Source organism: Shewanella bicestrii, assembly GCF_002216875.1.
Taxonomy (GTDB): domain Bacteria; phylum Pseudomonadota; class Gammaproteobacteria; order Enterobacterales; family Shewanellaceae; genus Shewanella; species Shewanella seohaensis.
In genome coordinates, this window is the sequence record NZ_CP022358.1 from 574,365 (window position 1) to 586,598 (window position 12,234).

At 47.0% G+C, this 12,234-nt stretch carries 10 protein-coding genes; 6 read left to right on the top strand and 4 right to left on the bottom strand.

Features of this window, described 5'->3' with window-relative positions:
* Positions 1–12 precede the first annotated feature (12 nt).
* Together CF168_RS02645 and CF168_RS02650 are read right to left on the bottom strand one after the other, a co-directional pair.
* The gene (locus tag CF168_RS02645) at positions 13–2,139 is read right to left on the bottom strand and encodes a TonB-dependent receptor plug domain-containing protein (RefSeq protein ID WP_089066870.1); all 2,127 of its coding nucleotides are present in this window, start codon (positions 2,137–2,139) and stop codon (positions 13–15) included.
* Positions 2,140–2,335: 196 nt separating this feature from the next.
* A complete protein-coding gene (locus CF168_RS02650; RefSeq protein ID WP_089066871.1) occupies positions 2,336–3,181 on the bottom strand; it encodes a substrate-binding periplasmic protein in 846 nt (281 codons plus the stop codon).
* Positions 3,182–3,435: 254 nt separating this feature from the next.
* On the opposite strand from CF168_RS02650, the gene CF168_RS02655 reads away from it, so the two are divergent.
* Positions 3,436–3,663 carry a ribosome alternative rescue factor ArfA gene (locus CF168_RS02655; protein WP_011624183.1) on the top strand — a complete coding sequence of 76 codons (228 nt, stop codon included), beginning with the start codon at positions 3,436–3,438 and terminating at the stop codon, positions 3,661–3,663.
* 315 nt (positions 3,664–3,978) lie between these two features.
* Here CF168_RS02655 and rimO read toward each other — a convergent pair whose 3' ends face one another.
* On the bottom strand, positions 3,979–5,403 hold the full coding sequence (gene rimO, locus CF168_RS02660; RefSeq protein ID WP_089066872.1) for a 30S ribosomal protein S12 methylthiotransferase RimO: 1,425 nt from the start codon (positions 5,401–5,403) through the stop codon (positions 3,979–3,981).
* A 420-nt stretch (positions 5,404–5,823) separates the two neighbouring features.
* Here rimO and CF168_RS02665 point away from each other — a divergent pair, with 420 nt between their 5' ends.
* The 4 genes from CF168_RS02665 to CF168_RS02680 all read left to right on the top strand — a co-directional run bounded on the left by CF168_RS02665 (position 5,824) and on the right by CF168_RS02680 (position 9,267).
* The gene (locus CF168_RS02665) at positions 5,824–6,534 is read left to right on the top strand and encodes an oxidative stress defense protein (protein WP_089066873.1); all 711 of its coding nucleotides are present in this window, start codon (positions 5,824–5,826) and stop codon (positions 6,532–6,534) included.
* Between the two features lie 269 nt (positions 6,535–6,803).
* The gene (locus CF168_RS02670; RefSeq protein WP_089066874.1) at positions 6,804–7,595 is read left to right on the top strand and encodes a class I SAM-dependent DNA methyltransferase; all 792 of its coding nucleotides are present in this window, start codon (positions 6,804–6,806) and stop codon (positions 7,593–7,595) included.
* A 552-nt stretch (positions 7,596–8,147) separates the two neighbouring features.
* Entirely contained in the window at positions 8,148–8,483 is a 336-nt protein-coding gene (locus CF168_RS02675) for a hypothetical protein (protein ID WP_089066875.1), read from the top strand.
* Positions 8,484–8,538: 55 nt separating this feature from the next.
* Positions 8,539–9,267 carry a trypsin-like peptidase domain-containing protein gene (locus tag CF168_RS02680; RefSeq protein ID WP_089066876.1) on the top strand — a complete coding sequence of 243 codons (729 nt, stop codon included), beginning with the start codon at positions 8,539–8,541 and terminating at the stop codon, positions 9,265–9,267.
* Between the two features lie 495 nt (positions 9,268–9,762).
* On the opposite strand, the gene CF168_RS02685 is transcribed toward CF168_RS02680, so the two are convergent.
* Complete coding sequence (locus CF168_RS02685; RefSeq protein ID WP_011625022.1) at positions 9,763–10,866, bottom strand: phosphoribosylaminoimidazolesuccinocarboxamide synthase; 1,104 nt, start codon at positions 10,864–10,866, stop codon at positions 9,763–9,765.
* Between the two features lie 704 nt (positions 10,867–11,570).
* Between CF168_RS02685 and CF168_RS02695 the strand changes: the two genes are divergently transcribed.
* Entirely contained in the window at positions 11,571–12,197 is a 627-nt protein-coding gene (locus CF168_RS02695) for a pentapeptide repeat-containing protein (RefSeq protein ID WP_011625024.1), read from the top strand.
* Positions 12,198–12,234 lie beyond the last annotated feature (37 nt).

The following is a 12,234-nucleotide window of genomic DNA, read 5'->3' on the forward strand; positions in this document are numbered from 1 at the left end:
CGGCGCTGCTCATTAGAATTTGTAGCTAGCGCCTAATTCAAATGAGCGACCCGAACCTGCGATTTGGCTAAAGCCACCCGTGTTATCGGCCTTAAATTCGGCAAGGTTGACACCACCCAGTGGCAGTTCGTAGTAAGTATCAAACAGGTTGTTGATCGCAAAGGTTAAACTCAGCTCTTGCCATTTGATACTGCTGCTTAGATTTAACAGCGAATAGCTGTCGGTCTCATTTTCTAAGCGGCGCTCATCGACCTTATCCTTAGTCGCTACCCATTGCCATGACAGGCGATTTTCCCAATCGCCCAGTTGATGGCTAAGGGCTAACTCGGTTTGTAGCGGTTTGATTTGATAAAGCGGCTCGTTACCCTCATCGCGCTCGCCTCGGGTGATATTCAGCTTGCCCTGCATCTGCCATTTACCGCTGTCGGTATCGGCTAATAGGTAGTTCGCACTCAACTTAGCGCCATATAAATGGGCATCTTCGTTGGTGAATTTAAGGATATTGCGTTTACCGTTGGCAAGGCCACTACGGTTAAAGCTGCCAATCACCTCGGCATCAATATAGTCTGTCACTGCGCTATACCAAGCCGTGGTCGAGAATTGCCATTCATCGCCCGCAAACTTGTAGGCCGCGCTCAGGGTGTGCGCCGTTTCAGGCTTTAGATTGGGATTGCCCACATAACCGTTACCGTCGCCATACCAGCCGATCATTGTGGTTGCCATCACGCCACGGCCCCAGCTGTAACGCTCATACAGGTTTGGCGCGCGGTTTTTACGGGCTAAGCCAAATTCCAATTGTTGCTTGGCCGATAGTTGATAACGTGCCAGCAATGTCGCATCGACTAGGTTGTCGTCTCGGCTTCTATCCATAGCATTAAAGGCTTTTGCCGCTTCGGCATCCATATTCGGCATGCCCATCATGGGCATATTGCTGTAGGCCTGCACTTCGCCCGTATCTGTGGTGACATATTCATAACGCACCCCGGTAGATAACCACCAGAGTGGCGTGAGGTTTTGCTGCCATTCGCCATAAACTGCGGCGCGGCGGCGTTCACCGTCGTTGATATTGATATAGTCATTGGGGGCCATCATAGTGCCGGGCACGGCTGGCCAAGTATCATCGACTTGATAGTGATAATATTCCTGACCGACGAGTAACGTGCTGTCATCGCCCATAGGTAGGCGCCAATGCAGTTGATAGCTGTAATCGCTGCCCTCTGTGTTCATCGGCATCTTGCCGGTTTTTTCTGGGGTGAAGAAGCCCATTTCATGCTTCACACTGTGCCAGTTTAACTGGGCACTAAATTCACCATCGTTGTCTAAATCCCGCAGATAGCGGACTAGGGCGCCGTAACTCTTGTTATCCGTCATATCCATGTATTGGTTAGGAAAACCTTGGAATGGGATAGCCTGGTGCGTTAGCTTAATCGCCAGTTGTTGAGTGTCATCGCGCCATGCCGCCGTTAACGCATGGTTTTGGGCGCGATAGAGGGTATCGAGCACTTTATCGCCGTGACCATCCTGGTAGCTATTGGCATCTTCATAGGCGCCTTGATAGCTGAAACTTAAGGTTTTACTGGCAATCCCAGCCTTAGCGCCGAGTAAGAAGGCATCGCTGGTGCTGCGGTATCCCGATGAGATTTCGCCGCTTTCGAAGTTGAGGTTTTCGCTGTCGCTAAATTTAGGATTAAGGCTATTAACCTTTATCACCCCGGCGATATTGTCGCCGCCCGCACTGACAGGGGACACGCCTGCGACCACTTCTACCGAGCTGATTTGGTTAGCGGACACGTAGGAAAGTGGTGGGTTCATTTGGTTAGCGCAGGAAGTAGTGATATCCGCGCCATCGACTAGCACTTTAATGCGATCGCCCATCATGCCATTAAGCACGGGCAAGGCGGAAACGCCGCCCGCTTCGGAGAAATCGACGCCTTGGTCTTTCAGCAAAGCATCGGCCGAGCCTAAGGCGTTACGGCCAATATTCTGCTCGCCATGGACTTGAATACGTTCGATTTGAGCTTGATTTGTCTCGTTGGCTATGGCCTGTGAGGCAACCGAAGCGACAAATGCTAAGGTCAGCGCGCTGGCGATTGCGGAGCATTTAAAGCCGTGGGGGATAGTTGAAGTGTTTGCAGCCATCGTTTTGTCTTCCATTCACTCGGATAAATTGCGCTGCATTATAAAGATCATCGAAGTGTGACAGGTGCTGCATATTGTCGCAGAGCTTATAAAGATAAAGCTGAAATAGCGGCCTTGAGTGCTAACTAGCGCCAATGTGAAGATAAGCTAGCAGTAAGGTAAGGATATCAAGGGCGCGGTTTAACACGCTTTTGGATTAACCGAAGTGATTGAAGTAGATACGCTGGGTTTCCCCTTCGGCATCCATGGCGGCGAGTGCCTTCGCAAACTCATAGGCCTTCGAATCTTCGGCCAGTTTATTGGGGCTGTTATCTGGGCTGACGGGTAAGTCTGCACGGTAGTTTGGGTTATGTTGCCCACGAAAATGGCGGCTTTTTTTCGAAAACCCCAGATACATGGCTTGAGGCTGCTGGCAGCAATTAGGGTGCAGCTTAAATTGGCTCATGTCCCGCTGTTTAAGGTAGTAGCTGATGGTGGCCTGATCGTAGATAAAAAAATCCCCTTGGCTGGCAAGCAGGTAATCTAAGGCCTTAGGCACATCGAGTTCGGGTGGTTTACGTACCGACATGGTCTCTGGTAAGCCGTTAAAGTCGTAACTGCCGGGGGCGATTAATAGTGTCATCCCACTCTGGGACAACTGCTCTAACGAACTGATATTAGCGGCTCCCGCACGGCTAATGCCGATGGCGCGCTCCGACAGGCCATTAGGGATAAAATAGGCAAATTGGGCGCGCTCTTCACTAAAACTCAGGCCTGGGTAAAAGTCGATATTACCGAGTTTTAAATCCCGTAAAATCCGCATCTTAGGCGCCCGCGTGATCCTGAGTTTGCAACCAATCCGCTCGGCGGCGGCTTGATAGATATCGTGGTAAAACCCTTGGTTATTGGGTTCGTGTTGGATAAAAGGAAGGCGCTCACTGGTGCGATAACCCATGGTAATGATGCACTCAGAGCTTGAAAAAGCCTGCGCTAAGCTGGGGAAGAGGCTGACTAATAGGAAAACGAGGCTAAGTAAGGGCCGATAAATAACTGCAAATTGCAAAATGATCTCCTTATCCCGTGATTACAAAGGGTAATCTTGCCGCCAATGGGCGAGCTAAAAGTACAACTAAGGCGAAGGCTTGTTAGCCTAATGTATTATTTTTATTGAATTAATCTATCATACTTTTTGATAATAAAAAGCGTGATTCTTTGCACTACTGCACAAACTCTGTACATCCTGCCATATTGCGCTATAGTGTCGCCGCAGACTGAGTGAGGTGTATTTGGTCTGTAAATATTAACTGAGGAGTTCCTATGGCAAAGCTTAAAGAGACTAGCGTGCTCGAACATGAAAATGGTCGCGGCACTATTACCGACAACGCACTCAAGGCAGTGGTGACTAGCTCACTGTTTAGAATGCGCACCGAAAAGCCGAAAAAGGGCAAAGGGTCTTACAACCGTAAAGCAGCAAACCGAAAGGGGTATCAGCACAGGGGCGATACCCCTTTCGACTTTATGGGAGTTTGTCTCACTGGAGCCTAGTGTAGACCCCTTAACTTTGCTCGCGATGATTTGTTTTCCCTTATCTCTGCTCGATTTCTCTTTGATTCTTATCCTGTAAACCTCGTAAAGCGCCTTTCTTGAGCTTATCCCTCGACTTATCAGCTGTACCATTTGCTGCCGATATCCTTCAATGCCTATCACTAGGTCGGTAACGATTGCCCATAAAAAAAGCGAGCCCCTTGACTATTAGTATTAATATCAGGGGCTCGCTATTGAAGCTTTTAATCCGGCGAATCGAATGCAAAGGGCAAGCGCTTAGCGCGAATGCCTAAGCCTAGTGTTTAAGTCGAGTGCTTAAGCCTCGATATCATCTTCTGCGTCGACTAACTCGGCCCACAGATCGTGCTCGTCCGAGTGAGTGATTACAGCACGCACTAACATGCCGGGTTCGAGTTCGGTTTCACCGTTGATAAAGACCATGCCGTCGATTTCTGGAGCATCGGCGAAGCTGCGGCCAATGGCACCTTCTTCGTCAACGTCATCGATCAGAATATCCATAGTGCGGCCAACGAAACGGGCTAAACGCACGGCGCTGATCTCGGCTTGGACTTCCATAAATCTGTGGTATCTGTCTTCCTTCACATCTTCGCTGATAAGTTCAGCGATAGTGTTGGCTACAGCACCTTCCACTTCTGAGTACTTGAAGCAGCCTACGCGGTCGAGGCGCGCTTCACGCAGGAAGTCGAGTAGCATTTCGAAATCTTCTTCGGTTTCGCCAGGGAAGCCCACGATGAAGGTTGAGCGGATCACCAAGTCTGGGCAGATTTCGCGCCAGCGTTGGATGGCTTCTAACTGACGGTCAACACGGCCTGGACGCTTCATCATCTTCAGGATGCGTGGGCTGGCGTGCTGCATTGGAATATCTAGGTATGGCAGGATTAAACCTTCGGCCATCAAGGGGATCAGATCGTCTACCCATGGGTATGGGTAGATGTAGTGTAAACGTACCCAAGCGCCCATCTTGCCCAGTTGGCGAGCAAGGCTAGTGATGTCTTGCTTCACTGGCATACCGTTCCAGAAATCGGTGCGGCCGCCCTTGTCTTTACCGTAGGCAGAGGTGTCTTGGCTTACGACTAAAATTTCTTGCACGCCCGATTCAACTAAGCGCTTGGCTTCATCTAATACGCTACCCGCTGGGCGGCTGTCTAAATCGCCACGCAGTGCTGGGATGATGCAGAAAGTACAACGGTTATCACAACCTTCTGAAATCTTTAAATAAGCATAATGCTTAGGCGTTAACTTAACCCCAGTTTGTGGGATTAATGAGGTAAATGGGTTGTGCTCTGGTTTTGGCACGTACTTGTGTACATGCTTTAACACGGCTTCGTAGCTGTGTGGACCCGTGATTTCGAGCACGTCTGGGTGCACTTCACGGATTTGGTTTTCCTTGGCGCCTAAACAGCCGGTCACGATCACTTTGCCGTTTTCTTCTAGGGCTTCGCGCACCGCATCTAAGGATTCTTCAACCGCCGCATCGATAAAGCCACAGGTGTTGACGATTACCAGATCGGCATTGTCGTAGCTGTTGGTGACTTCATAGCCGTCGATGCGTAATTGGGTCAGAATGCGCTCTGAGTCCACTAGGTTTTTTGGGCAACCCAAAGACACGAAACCGATGCGATTCCCGGTAGCAGTAGAATCAGCACTCGCTGCTTCTAATGTCTTGGCTGGGGTCTCAAGCGTGGTTGTTTGCTTAGGATTAAAAGTTTCAACTGTCATGGTGTCTCGCTGATGCTGATAAAAGAGCGCCGTAAAAAGAGCGCGGATTATACCTGAAGTGATTAAAAGGTACAGTGTCTTTGGGTGAAAAGTGTACAGCTAAGAGTGCGTTTCTACCAGTTGCGGCGCGGCAGAGTCCGTAGCTCTGTTATCCCGCCGCATTTCATCTTGCGTGAATGGCTTTAAGGTTTGAATGGCCCAGTGCACAGCCGCTCGCTGCCGATTTAAAAAATTTTCAAAAAAATTAACCCTTTTTATTTTTGCCTGCGTTTATAGGGGTAGTTTGCATGATGCGTGGCTATCGCAACGGACGACAAATGGTGCTGTTACATATTGGTACAGCAAGTCGCACTTTTAACCGATAGCCGCCGCGTCAGAACCACGGCAGTCTCGCCTTAAATGATTTAGTTGGAGTTAACAATGAAGCATTCTCTTTTAGCTGTATTAGTGGCTGGTGGTCTTTTTTCAGGTGTGTTTACCGCGAAGGCGATGGCCGCCGACGTAGATTTTCCCCATATCGAAACCATGGGTGTGAGCCAAATTCAGGTTGAGCCGGATATGGCAGAGCTTAATGTCGAAGTCGCCGTTACTGAGAAAGAGGCTAAGGCCGCTAAGGATAATTCGGATGCCGCAGTGGCGAAATTTATCGCCCGTTTAACCGCTGCGGGCATTACCAAGGAGCAAATCCAAAGCGCTAACTTAAATCTGCAGCCGCAATATGTGTATGCCCAGGATAAGGCGCCAGAGCTGAGTGGTTATACCGCGAGTCGCCAAATCACAGTTACCATTAGTGATTTAGCCCGCTTAAATACCATTTTGGACTCCGCCTTAGAGGAGGGGATTAACAGGGTCAATAATATCGCCCTTAAGTCGAGCAAAGAGGCCGAGTATGTGGCCAAGGCGCGCCAAGCGGCGATTGTCGATGCTAAACAAAAAGCCGAAAGCTTAGCCAAGGGATTTGGGGAGAACCTAGGTAAGGTGTGGCAAATTCGTTATTACGATCAACGCCCTGTGCAGCCCGTAATGTTACGTGTGAATGCCAAGGCCGATGCCATGGGCGCCGCCGAAAGCTATCAATATGGCCAAGTGACTATCGAAGATAGAGTCGAAGTGGTTTATAAACTCAAATAAAACCGCGATGTGAGTATGACTCTCTATCACTCTGGGCTGCTCAACTGAGCAGCCCATTTTTCTATGCTTGGCCGTAAAGGCATATCCCACTCAGCGAGCCGAGTTGAGAAAACGCCAGTCCCATCTTTTATCCTAGTTCGCTGTTTTATTGAATAAAATGGATTCTCGCGTTTTGCTCTCGACTCTAGGGCGGAATTGCGTGTATCGGTTCTTAGCCAACTGATATATCATGCGCCACCCTTAATTGCCTATGGCTCCTGTTTGCCGCTATGTCTTCTAACGCGCTTTATACCGATCTCTCCGGTTATTACGATCTCATGTGCTCCGATATCAACTATCAACAACAGAGCGCGAGCATCCATCGATTGCATCAGTTCTTAGGCAATAATGGCAAGCAACACCTTGATTTAGCCTGTGGCACTGGCCCGCATGTACGGCATTTTATCGACCTTGGCTATCAGTGTCGTGGCCTGGATATTAATCAGCCGATGCTCGATATGGCCATGCGTCGCTGCCCTGAAGCGCAGTTTAATCTACAGGATATGACCGCCTTTTATCTCGAGCAGCCAGTGGATTTAATTACCTGTTTTTTATATTCCATTCATTACAGTGCGGGCATTGAGCGCCTTAAGAGTTGTATTGCCAGCGTGCACCGCGCCCTGAATGACGGCGGGATATTTTGTTTTAACTCGGTTGATAAGCACCGCATCGATAACCGCTTATCGATTAAGCATTTTGCCGAATTTGAAGGGCACCATTTTGCCTTTGAATCTGGCTGGCATTACAGTGGTCAAGGCGAAAACCAGTCATTAAACCTGAGTATTGCAAAGAGTCTCCAGCCTTTTACTCAACAGGCTGATTTCGAAGCCGATACCGATACATCTGCGCATCAGACTGAGTTATGGCAAGACCAACACACTATGGTCGCGACCAGTTTCGCGGAGCTGCAAGCCTTACTCGCGCCATATTTTGAAGTACATATCTTCGAACACGATTATGAAAAAATCGTCCCATGGGATTTAAGCTCAGGTAATGCGCTGTTTGTCTGTGTGAAGATTTAGCCTTAGGTTGAAGGTGTGACAACTTGGGATGTTAGCCCTTACGTTCGTGCTAGCACATGAAATTGCTTAAGTTTCATCAGTCGTGTTAGCAGGCTAAGTCAAAGTCGTGGGGCTTCATCTCACACTTGTTTATGTAGATGTATTGTCATTGCGGCCTAACGGCCGAGGTGAATCAAAGTCGTGGGGCTTCACCCCACACCCGACCAAGGAGGACTGCTCGTCCTATCCTCCTTGGATTCTCCAAGACGCCCCAACGGAGTTGAAAGCCCCTTGTGCTCATAGCCAAATTTGCTATCGCTTCCGAAGGATGCGTCCCTGCACCTGCGAAAGCTAGCTTGCCATCCATGGCAAGACTCACGCAATTTGTCTATTCGCCCTGCGGCAACTCCGAGGGGAGGTGTATTCTGTAATTTCGGTGTAAGCTGTTAAATCTAAAAGAGTTATGTCTGTCCCATCTTTTCCAGTTTTACTACTTTATTTTTACTCACTTATTTGACAGTAATTAGTGCACAATGGGATGATTCTGCTTATTTATAATCGGAGGATTTAGGTATGAAAAAATTAAGAAATAAAACACCTAGCACAACTAAAGTTGAATCAAAAGTTAGAGTTGATCCTCACACACCATCAGAAATTCAAACAATGCTAATTAAAAGTGCATTGAGTACAGCACGAATAGGTTATATTCTTTTTCTGATAATTATTTCTTTCAGTATCTATTTGTTGTCGATAGAACAAATCCAGCTTACTCAAAGTGTTGATATACAAATTCAAGAGTTTTTAAGTTTGAAGTTGTCAAATGCAACTCCTGCAATAACAACATTAGTTTTAGGACTTGTTGTCCTTTTTATTACTAGGTTTGATTATTCCCATATAGAGAAAAAATAATGGACTCTATATACTTCACAACTGTAAAATTGATGTTTATCATAAAAGCAAATATTTGTGGACTGGGACTGGTTTTTTTTATAATTCAGGTAAGAAAAAGTATATTGTCACAAACAAACATATTTTAGATAAAGAGAAAAAAAGATGGTTTCAAGGTGGTGGATTTAATATTCCATCTAAAGTAGTTGTAAAAATTTACGGTTCTCATACTGATTTACTCGAGCACACAATATGGGAAATACAGTTACGTGATGACAAAGGAAATTTTTGGCATTCACATTCAAAAATTGACTGCGATGTAGCCTTAATACCGCTAGATGAAAAAACTCTAATCGACGAGAATTTAAAAACATTTATTCCATATTTCTCTCCAAGATTAACCTTTATATCCGAGCCTTTAATTAATACTGTTGACATTAATAGCTTCGCAATGTTGGCTGTATTAGGGTATCCATTAGCATTTCACGATGCGACCAATAATTTACCTATCGGTCGAACAGCTTCTTTAGCAACACCTTATAATGTTGATTTTAATGGAAAGCCTTGTTTCTTAGTGGATGGGAGATTATTCGAGGGAATGAGTGGTAGCCCAGTTGTATGTACACCTCACAATCTTTTTGTTCAAGGTGGTAAACCGGAAGGTCAAAAGCTCTTAGGAATATTTTCTGAACAAATAATATCAAATAAGCAGCCTTTGCAACTTCATGTGGTTTGGCATGCTAGATTAATCAAAGAAATTGCAGATAAAGTTGAAGAACAAGAAAAATATCAAGATAGCGTGTAGGCATAAGTTTATACCTTAATGATTTATCAGAAAATAATAAAAGATAGGACATGCATCTCCTTTTAGTCAATTGCAGAGAGCACCAATGTGATAGGAATTCACCTTCCCCTGCGAAGTTGCCGCGGGGCGTTGGAATAAATTGCGTGAGTCCGGTCATGGATGACCGGCTAGCTTTCGGGGTACAGGATGTACCATCGGAAGCGATAGCAATTTATCCATAAGACCAAGGCCACTAACTAATGCATGTAACTTCGCTAGGGGCGTCTTGGAGAATCCAAGGAGGATAGGACGAGTAGTCCTCCTTGGTCGGGTGTGGGGTGAAGCCCCACGACTTTGACTTTGGCTTTGATTTTTCTCAGATTAACATTTCAGAATTGAGTTAAATTGGCTTATACAAATAAATCCAAACCCAAGTTTGAAAAACAAAAAAGGCGCCTAAGCGCCTTTTCTACATTTAGAGGTTAAGGAAAAACTCCCTACCTCATCGAAATTTGATTAAACAATCAGATCATACTCTTCACGTAGGATCTTAATAATATCTGCCTTTGGATTGGCTGGCAGCGGAATTGCCGCGCCAGTCACCTTCTCGGCGATGCCTGTGTAAGTGCGTGACACATCCATCATGGCCTCTAATGGCAGGGCATTATCACGGGCGAGGGCTTCGCGCTCAGGCATTCTGTCCTTGTTGAGCAGAATATCAGGATCGGGGAAGTGGTTCAGCAGGAACTGACGGAAGCCTTCCTTAGAGTTTTCAAGGATTTTACCATCGCGGTAGGCGGCGCCGTCCCAAATGCGGGATGAATCTGGGGTGCCCACTTCATCCATATAGATCAGTTTTGAGTTGCCGTTTTTATCGGTCACATAACCAAACTCGAACTTGGTATCCACAAACACTTGGTCAAGGTCGGCCAGAGCTTTAGCGATCACCTTAAAGCCATCTTTTAACAGCTTCTCGTACAGATCGATATCTTCTACCTTTTCAAAACCAAAGGCTTGATAGTTGGCTTCGATATCGCTGCGGCTGATGTTCACATCGTCCTGCGCGGGCACACCGGGGATCCCAGTTAAAATACCTTTGGTCGAAGGAGTGATCAGCAAATCTGGCAGCTTTTGATCTTTCTCTAAGCCTTCTGGCAGTGTGATACCGCAGAATACGCGCTCGCCCTTAGAGTAGGCGCGCCACATTGAGCCAGTAATATATTGGCGGCAAATGGCCTCGACTTTAATCGGACGGGCTTTTTGGACTATCCAAACGAAGGGATGCGGAATATCTAAAATATGGCTGTCGGCTAAACCGTTTTCGGCAAATAGCTTAAACCAATGATTAGAAATGGCATTTAATGCCGCGCCTTTACCAGGAATGCCTTTTAATCCGCCTTCACCGTGGAAGATGCAGTCGAAGGCTGAAATACGGTCGCTAATCACCATAATGGCAAGCGGCGTATCTTCGGGCACATTGTAGCCCTTGGTTTGAATTAAACGGCGGCTGTCGGCGTCGGTTAGCCAGTAAACGCTACGTACCTTGCCGCTATGGACTGGGCTGTCGGTGCGGATGGGTAAATCGTTGTTTACGGCTAATACGGAATCAGCAAGACTCATGACGAGTATTCCTTTGGATAGAGAGTGTAGGGACGAGTTTTTTATTCGTTGCGGTGTGCTTAAGCCGTAAATGCTTTGCCACCTTTTTATTATTGACCAACAACTTATCGCTAAATGCGCACAAGAGATTGGTGAGGTTAAAACGTAAAGCGAATAGGATATTTTCGGGCGATAGGCAGGAGAGAGAAGGTCGGGATAAGGGGTAAAAATAGCACGCAGAGCAAGGTTGGCGCCAGAGTGAATCTGGTCTGTTCAAGCGGGGAAACCCCGTGCCATTTTGCTCGAAAAGGCTAACCATTAATCCGAGAGAACCTTGTTAGACAGCCGCGAAAAGTGGCGCCATTTTACCTTTATTCGCAAAATTTTCCACGGCTATTTATGCACATCTGTGCGGCGTGTCGGGGTAAATTGGGGAGGGGAGTAATGCGGCTGCTGAAAATACTTTCCATGAAACCCGAGCAGAGGAATAGATAAGCTTGAGTTTATAGTGTGACTCGCTAAGGCTTTGAATGGTATTAATCCCAATATAGGCATGCAGTTAGCTCAGTAAATCGGGTTAGCATAGGTGGTCTGAATAAAGGTATTGGCTAAGCACGGTATACAGCGTGGCCTTTTGCGTTAACGCCCATTTTTTGTGAATTGAAAAACACAGTTTGCCCATCAGCCCTTAGCCTAGGTAGGCATGACACAGATAGAGGTAGTCAATGACAGATGTAAAAACGCCGATGATGGCGCGCGCCGCTGCCGAGGGGCGGTATTTTTTCTCGCAGCAATTTCTCGCCTTAGCCGAAAGCCAAACCCAGTGGCAGGAGTTGGAGTTTGAAGAGTGCGAGTTCCACGATTGCCAGTTTAGCGATAGCACATTCCGTAACTGTAAGTTTATCGATTGCCGTTTTGTGGGCTGTAATTTGAGCCTGCTCAAGGTGCCCTTAAGCCAATTTAACGGCGTGCGTTTTGAAGAATGTAAGTTGGTCGGCATAGATTGGACCCGCGCCGCTTGGCCGAGATTATCCTTTGCGGCGCCTTTTAGCTTTAGCACCTGCATCCTAAACGACTGCTCTTTTATGGGGCTTCAGCTCGATGAAATGGTGCTCGAGGGCTGCAAGGCGCAGGATGTGGATTTCCGTGAGGGCAAGTTTAATCGCGCCAACTTTAGTTACAGCGATTTTCGCCACAGCTTATTTGGCCGTACCGAGTTGATGGAGGCGGATTTCTCCGAGGCGACCGATTACGATATCGATATTTTTAACAATAAAATCAAGGGCGCTAAGTTTAGTCGCGACGAAGCGATTCGCCTATTAAATGGCTTAGAGATCACCTTGGTTGACTAACTCCCTTAGGCATTGGCCTTGCTTATGCCTAACTCCC

Coding starts and splice junctions, on each gene's coding strand:
- rimO (WP_089066872.1), bottom strand. CDS start 5,403: ATGACAGTTGAAACTTTTAATCCTAAGCAAACAACCACGCTTGAGACC.
- CF168_RS02670 (WP_089066874.1), top strand. CDS start 6,804: ATGTCTTCTAACGCGCTTTATACCGATCTCTCCGGTTATTACGATCTC.
- CF168_RS02655 (WP_011624183.1), top strand. CDS start 3,436: ATGGCAAAGCTTAAAGAGACTAGCGTGCTCGAACATGAAAATGGTCGC.
- CF168_RS02675 (WP_089066875.1), top strand. CDS start 8,148: ATGAAAAAATTAAGAAATAAAACACCTAGCACAACTAAAGTTGAATCA.
- CF168_RS02685 (WP_011625022.1), bottom strand. CDS start 10,866: ATGAGTCTTGCTGATTCCGTATTAGCCGTAAACAACGATTTACCCATC.
- CF168_RS02645 (WP_089066870.1), bottom strand. CDS start 2,139: ATGGCTGCAAACACTTCAACTATCCCCCACGGCTTTAAATGCTCCGCA.
- CF168_RS02695 (WP_011625024.1), top strand. CDS start 11,571: ATGACAGATGTAAAAACGCCGATGATGGCGCGCGCCGCTGCCGAGGGG.
- CF168_RS02665 (WP_089066873.1), top strand. CDS start 5,824: ATGAAGCATTCTCTTTTAGCTGTATTAGTGGCTGGTGGTCTTTTTTCA.